Source organism: Actinacidiphila epipremni (assembly GCF_012034175.1).
GTDB classification, from domain to species: domain Bacteria; phylum Actinomycetota; class Actinomycetes; order Streptomycetales; family Streptomycetaceae; genus Actinacidiphila; species Actinacidiphila epipremni.
On record NZ_JAATEJ010000037.1, the window covers coordinates 1 to 15,803 of the forward strand.

Annotated in this window: 14 protein-coding genes; 1 reads left to right on the plus strand and 13 read right to left on the minus strand. The window is 72.6% G+C overall.

The window, feature by feature from the left end:
• Positions 1-9: 9 nt before the first annotated feature.
• Positions 10-717 (minus strand): amino acid ABC transporter ATP-binding protein, encoded by a 708-nt coding sequence (locus HCN08_RS31650; protein ID WP_167986760.1) that lies wholly within the window; start codon positions 715-717, stop codon positions 10-12.
• Positions 714-1,745 carry an amino acid ABC transporter permease gene (locus HCN08_RS31655; RefSeq protein WP_167986761.1) on the minus strand — a complete coding sequence of 344 codons (1,032 nt, stop codon included), beginning with the start codon at positions 1,743-1,745 and terminating at the stop codon, positions 714-716. The genes HCN08_RS31650 and HCN08_RS31655 overlap by 4 nt, the downstream gene beginning before the upstream one ends.
• 942 nt (positions 1,746-2,687) lie before the next feature.
• On the opposite strand from HCN08_RS31655, the gene HCN08_RS31660 reads away from it, so the two are divergent.
• Positions 2,688-4,391 (plus strand): DUF7910 domain-containing protein, encoded by a 1,704-nt coding sequence (locus tag HCN08_RS31660; RefSeq protein WP_167986762.1) that lies wholly within the window; start codon positions 2,688-2,690, stop codon positions 4,389-4,391.
• Here the strand turns inward: HCN08_RS31660 and HCN08_RS31665 are convergent.
• The 11 genes from HCN08_RS31665 to HCN08_RS31715 all read right to left on the minus strand — a co-directional run bounded on the left by HCN08_RS31665 (position 4,381) and on the right by HCN08_RS31715 (position 15,803).
• Complete coding sequence (locus HCN08_RS31665; RefSeq protein WP_167986763.1) at positions 4,381-5,157, minus strand: DUF427 domain-containing protein; 777 nt, start codon at positions 5,155-5,157, stop codon at positions 4,381-4,383. The genes HCN08_RS31660 and HCN08_RS31665 overlap by 11 nt on opposite strands.
• Positions 5,158-5,275: 118 nt before the next feature.
• Positions 5,276-6,376, minus strand: coding sequence for a PDR/VanB family oxidoreductase (locus HCN08_RS36790; RefSeq protein ID WP_167986764.1), 1,101 nt, complete (start codon positions 6,374-6,376; stop codon positions 5,276-5,278).
• A gap of 2 nt (positions 6,377-6,378) precedes the next feature.
• Entirely contained in the window at positions 6,379-7,647 is a 1,269-nt protein-coding gene (locus HCN08_RS31675) for an ABC transporter ATP-binding protein (protein ID WP_167986765.1), read from the minus strand.
• Positions 7,648-7,710: 63 nt separating this feature from the next.
• On the minus strand, positions 7,711-9,456 hold the full coding sequence (locus HCN08_RS31680; RefSeq protein WP_167986766.1) for an ABC transporter permease: 1,746 nt from the start codon (positions 9,454-9,456) through the stop codon (positions 7,711-7,713).
• A complete protein-coding gene (locus HCN08_RS31685; protein WP_167986767.1) occupies positions 9,453-10,571 on the minus strand; it encodes an ABC transporter substrate-binding protein in 1,119 nt (372 codons plus the stop codon). Before HCN08_RS31685 ends, HCN08_RS31680 begins: the two co-directional genes overlap by 4 nt.
• Positions 10,572-10,574: 3 nt before the next feature.
• Positions 10,575-11,717 carry a DODA-type extradiol aromatic ring-opening family dioxygenase gene (locus HCN08_RS31690; protein ID WP_167986768.1) on the minus strand — a complete coding sequence of 381 codons (1,143 nt, stop codon included), beginning with the start codon at positions 11,715-11,717 and terminating at the stop codon, positions 10,575-10,577.
• A 25-nt stretch (positions 11,718-11,742) separates the two neighbouring features.
• Positions 11,743-12,477: a 4-carboxy-4-hydroxy-2-oxoadipate aldolase/oxaloacetate decarboxylase gene (locus tag HCN08_RS31695; RefSeq protein ID WP_167986769.1), complete on the minus strand. Its 735-nt coding sequence runs from the start codon at positions 12,475-12,477 to the stop codon at positions 11,743-11,745.
• The gene (locus HCN08_RS31700) at positions 12,474-13,223 is read right to left on the minus strand and encodes a PIG-L deacetylase family protein (protein ID WP_167986770.1); all 750 of its coding nucleotides are present in this window, start codon (positions 13,221-13,223) and stop codon (positions 12,474-12,476) included. The genes HCN08_RS31695 and HCN08_RS31700 overlap by 4 nt, the downstream gene beginning before the upstream one ends.
• Before the next feature lie 20 nt (positions 13,224-13,243).
• Positions 13,244-14,239, minus strand: coding sequence for an ABC transporter substrate-binding protein (locus HCN08_RS31705; RefSeq protein ID WP_167986771.1), 996 nt, complete (start codon positions 14,237-14,239; stop codon positions 13,244-13,246).
• 2 nt (positions 14,240-14,241) lie between these two features.
• On the minus strand, positions 14,242-14,481 hold the full coding sequence (locus tag HCN08_RS31710) for a hypothetical protein (RefSeq protein WP_167986772.1): 240 nt from the start codon (positions 14,479-14,481) through the stop codon (positions 14,242-14,244).
• Between the two features lie 47 nt (positions 14,482-14,528).
• Positions 14,529-15,803: a Rieske 2Fe-2S domain-containing protein gene (locus tag HCN08_RS31715; RefSeq protein WP_167986773.1), complete on the minus strand. Its 1,275-nt coding sequence runs from the start codon at positions 15,801-15,803 to the stop codon at positions 14,529-14,531.

A 15,803-nucleotide genomic window follows, 5' to 3' on the forward strand; every position in this document is an offset into this window, starting at 1 on the left:
TGGCGGGCCCTACTCGACGATCCGGCCGCGGTCGAGGAAGACGACGTGGTCGGCGACCTCGCGGGCGAAGCCGATCTCGTGGGTGACGACGACGAGCGTCGTCCCGCCGGTCGCCAGGTCCCGGATCACCGACAGCACCTCGCCGACCAGTTCGGGGTCGAGCGCCGAGGTGGGCTCGTCGAAGAGGATGATCCCGGGCTTGAGCGCGAGGGTGCGGGCGATCGCGACCCGCTGCTGCTGGCCGCCGGACAACTGCCGCGGGTAGGCGCCGGCCTTGTCGGCCAGCCCCACCCGGTCCAGCAGGCCGAGGGCCAGCTTCTGCGCCTCCTTGGCGGCCAGTTGGCCGGTGGCCACCGGTGCCGCGGCGACGTTCTCCAGCACCGTCAGATGCGGGAAGAGGTGGAACGCCTGGAAGACGAAGCCGATCCGGCGGCGCTGCGCCAGGATCGCCCGCTCGCTCAGCTCCTTCAGCCGGGTGCCGTGCCGCCGCACCCCGATGAGCTCGCCGTTGAGGCTGACATGGCCGGCGTCCGGCTTCTCCAGGTGGTTGATCACCCGCAGCAGCGTGGACTTGCCCGAGCCGGAGGGCCCGAGTATCACCGTGACCTGCCCGGGGCGCAGCGCCAGGTCGATGCCGTCGAGCACCCGGTGCGCCCCGTACGCCTTGTGGACGCCGCGGACGTCGACGGCGGCGGGTGATGTGTCGGTGAGGGTCACAGCGCGGCCTCCTTGCGTATCCGGACCCGCAGATCGCGTACGCCGGCCCGCAGCCGTTGCAGCGGTGTCGGCGGCACCGCGCGCAGGGCGCCGCGCGAGTAGTGGCGTTCGACGTAGAACTGGACGACGGAGACGGCGCTGGTGAGGATCACGTACCAGACGGTGGCGACCAGCAGCAGCGGCACGATGTCGCCGGGGTAGGTGCTGCCCATGCTCTGCACGGTGCCGAACAGGTCGAGCAGCGAGACGTAGAAGACCAGCGATGTGCTCTTGACTAGGCCGATCAGCTGGTTGACGTAGGCCGGGACGATGGCGCGCAGCGCCTGCGGGAAGACGATCCGGGTGAACTGGTAGCGCCGCGGCAGCCCCAGGGAGGCGGCGGCCTCGTGCTGGCCCTGGTCGACCGACAGCAGGCCGGCGCGTACCACCTCGGCGGCGTAGGCGGCCTCGTTGAGGGTCAGGCCGACGACGGCCACGACGGTGTCGGTGGCCAGCCGCGACTCCCCGAAGCTGACGAAGGACGGCCCGAAGGGGACGCCGAGGCTCAGGCTCTGGTACAGGGCGCTGAAGTTGTACAGGAACAGCAGCACCACGATCAGCGGCACCGACCGGAAGAGCCACACGTACACCCAGCTGACGATCCGCAGCACGGGGCTGCGGGAAAGCCGGGCGAGCGCCAGCAGGACACCGAGGACCAGGCCCGCGACGGCGCTGTAGGCGGTCACTTCGAGGGTGATCTGCAGGCCGTCGAGCACCACCGGGCGGAAGAACCAGTAGCCGAAGCGGTCCCACTGGTAGAAGCGGTTGGTGGCCAGGCCGTGCACGATCTGGGCGACCAGGACGAGGACGGCGGCGGTGGCGACCCACCGCCACGGGTGGCGCAGCGGGATCACCGGCGGCGCGGCGGGGGCCGCTGCTGCGACGGCGGCGGGGCCGGTCGCGGCGGCGGGGTCGGGGTCCGGCGGGGGCTCGTCGGCCGGCGGCGGGGACGCGCCGGTGGCCAGGGCGGGGGGCTGGGGCTCGGGCATGGGGACTCCAGGCGGACGCGCCGCCCCGCGGCGCGCCGCACCGCCGCGGGTCGGGTCGCGGCAGCACGGAGCGTCGTCCGGGTGGGGGCGCGCGGGCAGGCGCGCCGGGGCGGGGGCGGGGAGGACGAACGGGGCGGGACGGCCTCGGCGGGCCGTCAGGGCGCGGGCGTGCGGGGCGCCGGGCTCGGGAACCGGCGGGACCTCGCCGGGGGCGGGTCCTGCGGGGGCGCGCCGTCAGGCGGAGCAGCGGGGGGCGCGGTCCGCGCCCGTACACAGGGCGCTGCAGACGCGGAGCAGGTCGATGTGCCGGGCCAGGTACGCCGCGACGCGGCCGTGACGCCGCCACGCGGTCATCCCGGGGCCTGCGTACATCGCGCCACCGTTCCCATTCCGGCTCGCGCTGGAGCCTCGTTCACACGTATGACCGTATCTAGCGCCGAACCGTAGAGGGCCTGCGGGAATGCTGTCAACGTCTCCGGCCTGCGAGCGCGCTCCCCGGCGTGCGCGCGTCCGGTGCCGGCGGGGGCGGCCTCCGCGCGGGCGAACATCGGATGACATCCGGCGTTTTCGCTCGGCAAGGGCCCGACGGTGGCCGGTTTCCCGCGGCCCGATTTCGCCCAATGTCGGCGCGCTGAGCGCTCGGCTGCTCGCCCATCGCTGAACATTCCTCCCTTTATGGGAAGTTGCTGTCGGCTCGTTCGCCGCCGGCTCGCCGGGCCGTCCGGTGCGGCTTTGCACGCCTGTCGAACAAACGACGGCATCACATGCCCCAAACAGACCTCATACGGACATAGTTTCGAGAAACGTCGGAGGTATTGACCCCTCCGAGCTTCGGTAGTTGAATCGCCGCGCGCTGACGCCCCGTCCGCCGGGGCCCGGCGCCGCGGCCGGGAGCGCCGCGGACTTCCCCCCACCGCAGCCCCGCGTATCGGAGTCTTCCCCATGGATGTGTCTCGTCGTAGGTTCCTCAGCACCGTCGTCGCGGGTGGCTCGGCCACCGCGGGCCTGGCCGCGCTCGGGGCGAACGCCCAGAGCGCGCGGGCCAGTTCGGCGGTGGCCGCGCCACAGGCCGCCGTCCCGGCCGCGAGCGGCGCCGGCGACGTGGTCGGCAAGGTCAGCGTCGGCTACCAGGGCTGGTTCGCCTGCGCGGGCGACGGCGCGCCCATCAACGGCTGGTGGCACTGGAGCCAGAACTGGGGCCAGGCGCCGTCCCCGTCGAACAACGCGATCAAGGCGTGGCCGGACATGCGCGAGTACAGCAGGACGTACCCGACCGCGTACCCCAACTTCAACGGCGGTGGCGCGGCGACGCTGTTCTCCTCGTACGACCAGCAGACGGTGGACACCCACTTCGGGTGGATGAAGACCTACGGCTGCGACACCGCGGCCCTCCAGCGCTTCAACCCCAACAGCTCCGAGGGCCCGACCCGGGACGCGATGGCCCAGAAGGTCCGCAACTCCGCGGAGGCCAAGGGCGTCAAGTTCTACATCATGTACGACATCTCCGGATGGTCGAACATGCAGTCGGAGATCAAGACCGACTGGACCAACAAGATGAAGGCCCACACGGCGAGTTCGGCCTACGCCAAGCAGAACGGCAAGCCGGTGGTGTGCATATGGGGCTTCGGCTTCAACGACAACAACCACACCTTCTCCGCCGCGGCGTGCCTCGACGTCATCAACTGGTTCAAGGGGCAGGGCTGTTACGTCATCGGCGGGGTGCCGCGCGAGTGGCGCACCGGCACCGGCGGCTCGCGCGCCGGCTACGGCGACGTCTACCACGCGCTCAACATGATCTCGCCGTGGATGGTCGGCGCCATCGGTAACGCCGGTGACTCCGACAACGCGTACACCACCTACACCGTCCCCGACCAGGCCGACTGCAACGCGCACGGCATCGACTACCAGCCCTGCGTGCTGCCCGGTGACGTCTCGGCCCGGCAGCGCGCCCACGGCGACTTCATGTGGCGGCAGTTCTACAACGTGGTGCGGGCCGGCGTCCAAGGCGTCTACATCTCGATGTTCGACGAGTACGGCGAGGGCAACCAGATCGCCAAGACCGCCGAGAACGCCTCGCAGGTCCCCGCCGGTTCGGGCCTGTACGCGCTGGATGAGGACGGCACGCCCTGCTCCTCGGACTACTATCTGCGGCTGACCGGCGACGGCGGCCGGATGCTCAAGGGCCAGCTGGCCCTGACCGCCACCCGCCCGACCCAGCCCGTGGTGGGCGCCCCGCCCAGCGGCGGCAGCGGCACGGTGGTCAGCTTCCGCTCCCGCGCCAACAGCCAGTACGTCACCGCGGACGACGCCGGCGCCTCGCCGCTGATCGCCAACCGGGCCGCCGTCGGCGGCTGGGAGCAGTTCGACCTGATCGACGCCGGCGGCGGCAACGTGAACCTGCGGGCCCACGCCAACAACCAGTTCGTCTGCGCCGACAACGCCGGGGCGTCCCCGCTGATCGCCAACCGGGCCGCCGCCGGGCAGTGGGAGACCTTCCAGCTCGTCCACAACTCCGGCGGCACCGTCAGCCTGAAGTCCCTGGCCAACAACCTCTACGTCACGGCCGAGAACGCCGGCGCCGCCCCGCTGGTGGCCAACCGCACGAGCATCGGCCCCTGGGAGCAGTTCGACCTCATCACCTCCTGAGCGGCTCGGGGCGGGGCAGCCGTCCGCCGTCCACGAAGAGGTCGACGTGCTCGTTGTAGAAGGCCACCAGGCCTGCGATGGGCGCCAGTTGGCGGGTCGGGAAGTCGTAGGCCCATGCGAGGTCGCGGTGGACGGCGGTGTCGGTGCGCACCGACCAGTAGCCGCTGGTCGTGCCCTTGTAGGGGCATGCGGTGACGGTGTCGGTGGCGGCCATCCGGGTCCAGTCGACGTGGACGCGGTCGAGGTAGTAGCGCGTGGGCAGCCCGGTCTCGAAGACCATCACGGTGGACGGCGCGTCCGCGACGACCGCGCCGTCCACTTCGACCCGGACCGGGCGGCCCGACCGCAGGGCGTCCACCCGCGTGTACGGATTGCGCGGGTGGACGAAGACCTGCTCGTCCTCCTCGAACCAGGCGTCGAGCGCCTCCCAGCGGAAGCCGGCGTGTCCGCGGATCTGCTCGGGCGCGGTGTCGTCCCACACCCAGCCGGCGCCCGGCCGGGTGACGTCGCCGACGGCGAGGTCCTGCCGCCGCCCGCCGCCGATGCCCAGCGGCATCGTCGCGCCCCCGTCGGTCAGCAGCCCCTCGGCGACGTCCCGCAGCGGGATGCAGTACTGCGGGTAGCCCGGCCAGGACCAGACGTACTTCGCCCGCGTGGTGTCGAAGACGTAGCGGCCCGCCACGAGCCCGCGCAGCCGGCGGGGCACCGGTTCGACGTGCCCCACCGGCACGATCATGCCGGGGTAGTTCCTGCTGGCGTCGTCCATGGCCGGGGCTCCCGCCGTCCTGCGGGGCGCCCGTGCGCGCCCCCGCTCGTCCCAGACCACCACACCGGGCCGCCCGCCGCACCCACAGGCCGGCCGGGCGGCGGCCCCGCGGCCCGGCTCAGAGGTCCACCACCAGCTCCGGCGTACGCGAGCGGCTGCAGCACAGGGTGACGGCGGTGTTGGCGCGCTGCTGGGCGGGCGACTGGAAGACGTCGCGGTGGTCGGGCTCGCCGCGCAGCACGGCCGTCAGGCAGGTGCCGCACACGCCCGTCCCGCAGGAGGTGCGGACCGCCACCCCGTGGTCGCGCAGGGTCTCGGCGATGGTGCGGTCGGCCTCGACGCGCGCGGTCACCTTGCTGCGGGCGGCGACGACGGTGAACGGCGTGCCGGTGAGGTCCACGTCGTTGGTGAAGTTCTCCTCGTGCAGCAGCTCGGCCGGCACCCCGGCGCGGCCGGCGGCTGCCGCGACGTGGTCCATGAACCCGCGCGGCCCGCACATGTAGACGTGCGCGCCCGGGCCGGCGCGGCGGATCACGGCCTCCGCGTCGAAGTCCGCCGCGCCGCCGGCCGCGTCGTCGGTGTAGCAGGTGACGCGGCCGGGCCCGGCCAGCTCGGTGAGCTCCGGCGCGAAGGCCAGCCGGCCCCGGTCCCTGGCCCGGTAGTGGACCTCGAAGGAGCGGTCGAGCCGGGCGAGTTCGCGTGCCATGGCCAGCAGCGGGGTGACGCCGATGCCCCCGGCGAACAGCACGCTGCGGGGTGCGTCGGCGACCAGCGGGAAGTTGTTCTTCGGCGGGCTCATCAGCAGGAACAGGCCCTCGCGGATCCGGGTGTGCACATGCCGTGAGCCGCCCCGGGAGTCCGCGGTGCGCAGGATGCCGAGCCGGTAGCGGGAGGTGTCCGCGGGGTCGCCGCACAGCGAGTACTGCCGCACCTGGCCGTTGCCGAGGTGGAGGTCCACATGGCTGCCGGGCCGGTACGGCGGCAGCGGGCGCCCGTCGATCCTGGCCAGTTCCAGCGCGAGGACGCCGTCGGCGACGGGGGTTCGCCGGGCGACCACGACCTCCAGCAGCCCCGCCTCGCCGTCCAGGCCTGCGAGGCCGTCCGGCAGCGCCGGCCCGCGCGCCTCGGCGGCCTGCGCCGCCGCTCCCGGCTGCGCCGCCGCTCCCGCCCGCGCGGCTCCGTCCGCCTGCGCCGCTCCGTCCGCCGTCCGTGTGCCCACGCTCACCGTCCACCTCGTTCCCGGGCCGAGCCCGCCATCGCGTACCGGTCCGGGTCCGCCGCGGCCGTGCCGCCGTCCGCGGTCTCCGGGACCAGCCGTACCTGCGCCGCGGCGATCGACAGCCGCACCGCCGTCCCGTCGGGCAGCGCCAGGTGCCGCTGGGCGTGGCACTCCACCGTCAGGGCGCCCACCCGGATCTGCTGCCGGACCCGCTCGCCCTCGAAGGCCGTCGCGACGACGACCCCGTCGAAGGTGTTGTGCCCGGCGCCGCCATCGGCCGGGGCGCGGTCGGCCGCGGCGACGGTGAAGTCCTCCGGCCGCATCAGCACCCGCACCCGCTCCCCCGCCGCGAGCCCGCACCGGGCCACCGCGATGGCGCCGGCGTCCGAGGCGACCCGCGCCGCGCCGTCCGCGACATGCTCCACGACGCCCCGCACCAGGTTCGGCGCGCCGACGAACTCGGCGACGAAGAGCGAGGCCGGCTGGTCGTAGACGTCCTGCGGGGGCGCGCTCTGCTCGATGCGGCCCTGCGACATGACGGTGACGACGTCGGACAGCGCCAGCGCCTCGGCCTGGTCGTGGGTGACATACACCATCGTCACCCCGGTCTCGCGCTGGAGCCGCTTGAGCTCGAACCGCATCGACTCGCGCAGCCGCGCGTCGAGGTTGGACAGCGGCTCGTCGAGCAGCACCAGCGCGGGGCGGGTCACCAGGGCGCGGGCGACGGCCAGGCGCTGCTGCTGGCCGCCGGAGAGGTTGGTGGCCTGGCGTCCCGCGTAGTCGGCGAGCCCCACCGCGGCGAGCGCCTCCTCGACCCGTGCGCGCTGCTCGGCGCGGGTCAGCCTGGGCGCCGTCCGCCCGGGTCTGCGGACGGTGAGCGGGAAGGCGACGTTCTTGAAGACGTCCATGTGCGGCCAGATGGCGTAGGACTGGAAGACCATGCCGAGGTCGCGCCGGTCGGGCGTGACGTCGATGCCCTGGTCGGAGGAGAACATGGTGGTGCCGGACAGGGTGATGGTGCCGCTGTCGGGGCGCTCCAGGCCGGCGATGGAGCGCAGCAGCGTGGTCTTCCCGCAGCCGGACGGGCCGAGCAGGGTGTGGAACTGCCCCTGCTCCACCTCCAGGTCGATACCGCGCAGCGCGGGCGCGGTGACGGGCCCGCCGTCGGCGGCGCCGGGCCCCGGGGCGGGGGGTTTTCTTCCGGCGGGGATCTTGGGGGTACGGCCGCCCGGGGCGGTGTAGTCCTTGGTGACCTTCGCAATCGACAGCACGACTGCCTCCTCAGGGTTACGGGGTGGTGCGGGACGCGCGGTGGGGGTGGCCGTGGGGCCGGGTCACTGCAGCCGCACCCCCCTCCGGCCGCCGATCAGCGTGGCGAGCCCGACGAAGACGCACAGGATGAGCACCATCAGCACGCCGATCGCGGCCACCGACGACAGCCCGCCGTCCTGGTACTCCTCCCACACCAGCACCGAGACGGTCTCCTTGCCGGGGCTGTAGAGCAGGATGGTGCTCTGCAGTTCCCGGAAGCTGACGATGAGGACGTAGATGAAGCCGGCGACCATGCCGGGGCTGGTGAGCGGGAGCAGGATCCGCCGGATCGTGGTGAGCCAGCCGGCGCCGGAGACGTACGCCGACTCCTCCAGCTCGGCCGAGATCGACGTCATCGCCGAGGAGGCGTACCGCATGCCGTACGGCAGGAAGCGGGTCAGGTACGCGATGAGGATGATCCACAGCGTGGCGTAGATCGGCAGCCGTACGTGCAGGTAGACGAAGCTGATGGCCAGGCCCAGTACGAGCCCGGGCACGATCACCGGGGAGAAGGCGAGGGTGTCCAGCAGGCCGCGCCCGCGCATCCGGGTGCGCACCACGAACCACGAGGTGACGGCGGACAGGATCATCACGCCGAGGGCCGCGCCGACCGCGACGAAGACGGTGTTCTTGAAGGCGCTGATCACCGTGGGGTCGTCGAGGATCCGGAAGTAGTTGTCGAAGGACATCTGGGAGAAGGCGTGCGCGCTCGGCGTCTGGTAGAAGGGCAGCAGCGAGGCGTACAGGAGGATCGCCAGCGGCAGGACGACGACCGTCAGGAAGTACAGGACGATGAACGCCCCCGCCCACGGCCGGCCCTTGCGCAGCGCGACCCGGCGCGGCCGGAACGCCTTGCCGGAGACGGTCGCGGTCTGCTTGAGCGAGCCGCCGGCCCGGCCCACCAGCAGCACCCCGAGCGAGGCGACCACCAGCAGCAGGACGCCGAGCGCGCCCACGGCGTGGAAGTCGATCGGGTAGGTCTGGAAGAGCTGGTAGATCTGGCTGGTCACGACGTTGATGTGGGCCGGCATGCCGAGCAGGGCGGGGATCTCGAAGACCTCCAGGCTCTGCACGAACAGGATCAGCCCGGCGCTGGCCAGGGCCGGCTTGGCGAGCGGCACCGTGACCCGGGCGAGGACGGCCAGCCGCCCGGCGCCCGAGGTGCGGGCGGCCTCCTCCAGCGACGGATCGCTGTTGCGGAAGGCGGAGTTCATGAACAGGAACGCGATCGGCGCCACATGCAGGCCCTGCACCCACACCATGCCGCCCATGCTGTAGACGTCGAAGGGCCGGGCGCCGACGAGGTGGTCGGTGATCTCGTTGAGCAGCCCGATGTCCTTGCTGGCCAGGAAGACCCACGCGGGGGCGTACAGGATGCTCGGCACGATCAGCGGGATCACCGAGGAGACCTGCACCAGCCGCCCGAGCGGCGCGTCGGTGCGGGTGGCGAGGTAGGCCAGGACCGAGCCGAGGACGAGCCCGAGGGCGGCCGAACCCACCGCGAACAGCAGGGTGTTGCCGAGGGTGGCGCCGATGCCGGACTCGCCGAAGGCGCGCCGGAAGCCGCCGAGGGACAGGCCCGTGCCGTCGTCGGTGAAGGCGTCCCGCAGCAGGTACACCAGCGGCGCGCCCACCAGGTAGACGACGACCACCGCGGTGGCCAGCAGGACCAGGGTGCGCGGCCGGGGCACCCGCAGGGCGCGGGGGCGGCGGGCGGGCCGGGGCGGCGGGGTGAGGGCGCTGTCGCGCCGGGTGTCGATGGCGGTCATGACGCTCCCTTGGGGAGGACGGGCCCCTTGCCCGAGAGCAGGTTGTCGTAGGCGGCCGACCAGGCAGGGCCCGAGGTGAGCAGGGTCTGCCAGTCCTCGACGACCTCGTCGTCCGCGGCCAGCGGTGCGCGGTAGCCGGGGATGGCCGAGGGGTTGGTGGGGATGCCGCTGACGTTGTTCAGCAGCGGCTGCGCGTCGGTGAGGTAGAAGTCGGACCAGAGGGTGGCGGCGGCCGGGTGCTCGGCGCCGCGCATCGGGACCGCGCCGAGGACCTGGAGGTTGACCGGGCCGACGGCCGGCTTGTAGTCGACGGCGCCGGGGGCCTGGCCGGTGACGTAGTGCAGGAAGTCGGTGACGAACACCGCGTACTGCCCGGACTTGAGCAGGTCGTGCGAGGTGAGGTGGCCGCTGACGGGGCGGGCGTTGGCGGCGATGCCCTTCATCATGGTGGTGAAGTCGGCGTCGCTCATGCCGTGTTGGTGGAAGTAGCGGTAGACGCTCAGATACCAGTTGTCGTCGTTCTGCTCCAGCGCGATCTTCCCCTTCCAGCGGGGGTCGGCCAGGTCGCTCAACTGCCGTGGCGCGTCGGCGGACTTGACCAGCCGGCTGTTGTGCACCGGCAGGGTGGCGATGAAGTAGGCGCCGGTCATGAACGGCAGCCGGGCCCGTGTGTCGACGCCGGGGACGTCGGGCCGGTAGGCGCCGAGCAGGTGCTTCTGGTTGAGGATCGCCATCTCGATGTCGTTGGTCTCGACGACGTCGTTGAGCGGCCGGCCGGCGTCGGCCTCCTGGAGGATGCGCTGGCGCAGGGTCTCGGTGGTCGCGCGGTAGACGGAGACGGTGATGCCGTACTTCTTCTCGAAGGCGGGCGCGACGATGTCGGAGACGGCGTCGCTGGTGGTGTAGACGATGACGCTGCCCTCCTTCTTCGCCTCCCGCACCAGCGTGTCGTGCCTGCTCTGGCCGCTCATGGCGTTGAAGCGCGCGTACGCCGCCGAGTTGTCGATGGGGTCGAGCGAGGAGGGGCGCCCGCACGACACGACCAGGACGAGCGCGGCGAGGGCGCCCACGAGCGCGGTGACCCGTCGTGCGGTCCGCAGGGCAGGGGCCGGCACGCGTCAGCCCGCCGCGGCGAGTTGGTTCTTCACGACCTGCCAGGCGGACAGCGCCAGCAGGGGGTGCGCGCCCAGTTCCACCAACCGGTCGAAGCCCTCGGCGGCCAGCGCCTCGCGTTCGGCGGCGCCCAGGCCGCTGGCGGCGATGGCGGCGTCCCGGTCGGTGACGAAGGCGTCGCGGGCGTCGGCGCGGGTGATGATCTCCCGCAGGAAGCGGTTGAGCGGCAGGCTGTGCGGTTCGGGGAAGCGGTAGTAGACGAAGTCGTCCTGGGTGAAGGTGTGTCCGCCGTAGCGCGGCAGCAACTCCCCGGCCTGCTCGGCGGTCTCGGCCGGCTGCTCGGCCTGCTCCGGCCGCGGCAGGAACTGGATGACCCCGTGCCCGTGGTGGGACAGCTCCTGGTACGACAGCAGCTCGCCGGGCAGTTCGCCGCCGGTCATGCCCAGCAGCACGCACCAGGTGAGCAGTTCGCTCTCGCCGACCTCGTCGAGGTTGACCGGGGTGAGGTCCAGCAGGTCCTGGTAGCGGCCGGCCGCGGTCTCCTGGATGAGCCACTTGTCGAAGGCGTAGTTGGGCGCGGTGTAGCGGGCGGTGCCGGGGAAGTGCGACATGCCGCCGCTGGCGATGACCGCGATCTTCTCGGGGCGGTCGGCGAGCGCCTCGGCGATCGCCCGGCCGAGCGCGTAGCAGCGGCGGGGGCTGGGGATCGGCGGCAGGTAGGTGTTGACCAGCAGCGGTATGACGGGCACGTCGCTGTCGCCGAGGATGTGCTCGAACGGCGTGAGGAAGGCGTGGCCGAGCTCGGCGTCCTGCGAGTAGGTCAGGTCGAAGTCCTGGGCGATGACGCCCTTGAGCAGGTCCACCGCCAGCGAGGTGTGCACCTTCTTGCGCTTGCGCCAGCGGGTGTAGGCGGCCTCGCACTCCTCGGAGATGACCAGGGTGAAGGTGGGGACCGCCTCCAGCCAGAAGGTCTCCAGGTGGTCGATGCCGACGACGATCACGGCGTCGGGGCGGGCCTCCTGCAGCACCCGGCCGAAGGCGTGCAGCGCGTCGGTGCTGCTGTCGAGCTTGTCCAGCTCCTCGTACGGCGGCCGGCTCAGCAGCTGCGGGGCGTGAACCGCGGCAGCCGCGGCGACGATCTCAGCCATCTCACTACTCCTCTTCGTTGAGGTATCAGAGGTCTTTGCGGTGTCTTTCGCCCGGCGTGTGCCGGTCGCCGGGGCCGCCCGGCTCGTCGACGTACGTCACGCCGAGCGCGGCGAGCTGCTCGCGCAGCCCGTACATGTCGAGGCCGAGGATCCCGTCGCGCAGTTGGGCGCGCTTGCCCTCCTCCAGCGCCTCGCGGCGGGCGGACGCCTCGACGGTCCGCTCCAGTTCGGCGTACGGCACGACGACCACGCCGTCGTCGTCGGCCAGCACCACGTCGGCGGGGTGGACGTGCGCGCCGGCGGCGACCACGGGGACGTTCACCGAGCCGGGGGTGGCCTTCACGGTGCCCTGCGCGGACACCGCCCCCGCCCACACGGGGAAGTCCATGGCGTTGAGCTCGGCGACGTCCCGGACGCCCGCCTCGGTGACGAGCCCGGCGACCCCGCGGCTGCGCAGCGAGGTGGCCAGCAGCTCGCCGAACATCCCGTCGGTGGACGGTGACGTGGTGGTCACGACCAGGACGTCCCCGGGGCCGCACTGCTCGACGGCGGCGTGCAGCATGAGGTTGTCGCCGGGGTGGCTCAGCACGGTGACGGCGGGCCCGCACAGCCGGGCGCCGGGCCGGATGCCGCGGACGCACGGCCGCATCAGGCCGCGCCTGCCCATGGCCTCGTGCACGGTGGCGACCCCGAACTCGCTGAGCCTGGCGACGAGTTCGGCGGGCGGGCGGCGGCGCACCCGTACCACGACGTGGTTCATACCAGCTCCTTCGCGGTGACCGGGAAGACCCGCTGGTAGGCCTCGGCGTGCACCGCGCCGCGGTCGCCGCCGTTGCGGACGTACTGCACGCCGCGCCGCCGGGCGAGGTCGGTGTAGTAGTCGACGAGGTGGCCCTGGGCGCCCATGATCTGCATCGCCTTGAGCTTCGTCTCGGCGACGGGCGTGATGTCCAGCAGCAACTGCGGGACGAAGCCGCACTGCTCGGGCTGGTGCGGCTCGAACAGCAGCACCTGCGGGGCGCCGATCGGCGGGTGCGCGGACGGATATCCCGCGGCCTGCGCGATCATCCGGCAGCGCAGCACGAACTCATGGGTGAGCTGGTGGTCGAGGTTGTACGGGTCGCGGGCGGCGTGGGTGAGGATCACGTCGGGCTGCAGCGCCCGCATGTCCTGCACCAGGCGCTCCTGGAGCTGCTCGGTGACGACCAGCGGGTAGTCGCCGGCGTCGTAGAAGTCGATGTCGAGGGATTCACCGAGGGCGGCGGCGGCGCGGGCAGCCTCCTCGCGCCTGACCTCCTTGACGGTGCCGATGTCCATGCCGGGCTGCTTCCACAGGCCCTGGGACTCGCCGCGCTCGCCGAAGCTGAGGCAGCGCACATGGACGGCGTCGCCGCGGGCGGCGTACAGCGCGGCGGCCCCGCCGGCCCGCCACACGAAGTCGGCGGCGTGCGCGCTGACGATCAGGACCGTCCGGGGGGCGGGCCCGGGGGGCGGTGTTCCGGTCATCGAGGTGTGCCTCCTTGCGGTCACAGGTCGTGGGTGCGGTCGGCGAACAGCTCGCCGGGGTCGACCAGGCGGTGGGTGACGCCCTGCTCGTGGGCGTAGCGGCACAGGGTGCCGAGCATGTCCCGCTGCCCGGCCACGCCGCTGGGCCAGGGGTCGGTGCCGGCGAGGTCGGCGGCGAGCCCGGCGGCGCCCGGCAGCACCGCCGACCAGGGCGCGAGCGCGGTACGGGCCCGCTCGGCGACCAGGCGCTTGGCGCGCTCGAAGGCCGCGTAGAGGTTGAGCACGAGCCAGGGGTGCGCGTCGGCCAGCGCGGCGCGCACGACGACGCAGTGCGTGGCGTGCCGGAAGCCGGCGGTGGCCGCGTAGCGCTCGGCCTCGGCGGCGGGGTCGAAGAGCCGGCGGACCCGGGTGCCGAGGGTGTCGCGGCCGGGTGAGCGGTCGATGAGGTTGTCGTCGGACAGGTAGAGCAGCGAGGCGTCGAGGGTGCCGGCGGCCAGCAGGGAGCCGATGCTCTGCGACGGCGGCACGGCCTCGACCCGTACGTCGGGCGGCGGGGTGAAGCCGGTGCCGGCGGCGTGGCTGGTGGCGCCGTCCCGCTCCATGAGCCAGGTGATGTCGCGCGGCTGGACGCCGTGGTCGTCGGCGAGCACGCCGCGGCTCCACACGGCCGAGGTCTGCTGGTATTCGGGCACGCCGACCCGGCGGCCGGTCAGGTCGGCGGGTGCGGTGATGCCGGCGTCGGTGCGGACGATGATGTCGGTGTGGCACAGGGTCCGGGTGGTGAAGACCGGCAGGCCCACCCAGGTGCGCTCGCCCTTGGCGACGGCCTGGAGCAGCGAGGACAGCGACATCTCGGAGATGTCGAAGTCGGCGAAGTGCAGCTGCCGCCAGAACATCTCGGAGGGGTGCAGCGCGCTGGCGGTCCAGGACACGCCCTGCGCGGTCACCTCGCCGTCCAGCAGCGGCCGGGTCAGCGGCCCGGGGTTGAGGGCCATCGAGACATGGAGGCCGGGCACGGTCAGGCACGCTCCCCGTCGAGGCCGTCTCCGCGGCCGGGCGCGCCGGTGTCCTCACCGTTCTCCCGGTCGAGGAGGATCAGGAAGTAGCCGGTCGTGGACGAGTTGTAGATGATCGGGCGGGTGTCGCGGTACGTCCAGCCCTGCGCGGACGCCTCGTTGAGCGCCCGCTCCAGGTCGGCGCCGACGGCCTCGGGCGCCCGGCCTGTGGCCCGCACGTCGACGACCTTGTACTCCAGCATCTGTGCTTCTCCTCCGCTGCTCGGGGTTGCTCGCCGGCCGGTGCCGGTCAGAACCGGGCCTGCCGTACGTCCTTGGACATCTCGCGCCAGTCGTCGCCCTCGGCCATCAGCAGGTCGCCGGCGCGCATGGCGCGGTGGTCCTCGGGGGTGCTGCCGCGCGGGGTGCGGTCGGCGGCGACGTCGTCGGCGGCCTCCAGCAGCAGCCGGCGGGCGGTGGAGATGGCCAGGTCGGTGCTGCCCAGGGCCTCGCGGCTGCGGTCGACGATGCGGCCCATGCCGGTCTGGATGGCGTAGTCCTGCGTGTTGACGCCCTCGATACCGGTGAAGGTGCGGGTGCGCTGCACCTCGCGGTCGATGAGGAAGTCGTTGTCCGGGGTGCGCTTGAGCCAGTGCGTGCCCTCGACGAAGTGGTCGGCGCCGCGGCCCATTTCCTCCTCGTGGTCGGTGAACCACCGCGGGTCCATGGGCTGTCCGGGGTCGGCGGAGTAGGCGAAGTTGTAGATCGCGGTGTTCTCGTCGTCGATCGGCACCCACACGTGCCCGTGCAGCACCGGGTAGTCGGCGGGTTCGCCCTGCCAGCTGATGAGCCCGCCGCGGAACTGCATGAAGGGCATCGCGAACTGGTAGGTGCGCAGGTAGATCCGGCCGCCGCCGATCCGCCGCAGGCTCGCGTAGGTGAAGCCGTGGTCGGCGACGTCCACTTCGAGGCGCGGGTGGGTGTCCAGCGCCCGCAGGTGCGAGGTGTTGCTGAGGTCGTTGTTGTGCGCGAAGGAGGAGTGCGCGGTGTCGATACCGCCCTCGACGGCCTGGAGGTAGTTGCAGGGCTCGTTGCTCTGCGAGACGCCGAGGTGGCCGGCCGGGGCGCGCAGCCACTCGTAGTCGGGCGGGTCGGGCATCCGGTCGACCGGGCCCATGTACGTCCAGACGATGCCGCCGGCCTCGTGCGTGGGGTAGGACAGGGTGCCGACCCGGAACCTGAACTGCGACTCGGGCGGTTCGGAGGGCGCGTCGACGCAGTTGCCGTGCACGTCGAACTTCCAGCCGTGGTACACGCAGCGCAGTCCGCACTCCTCGTTGCGGCCGAAGAACAGCGGGGCGCGGCGGTGCGGGCAGTGCGCGTCGAGCAGTCCCACGTCGCCGGCGGAGTCGCGGAAGGCGACGAGGTCCTCGCCGAGCAGCCGTACCCGTACCGGGGGGCTGTCGGGCTCCGCGATGTCGGAGGCGAGCAGCGCCGGGATCCAGTAGCGCCGGAAGACCTCTCCCATGGCCGTGCCGGGGCCGACGCGGGTGAGCCGTTCGTTCAGCTCCGTCGTGATGCGCAT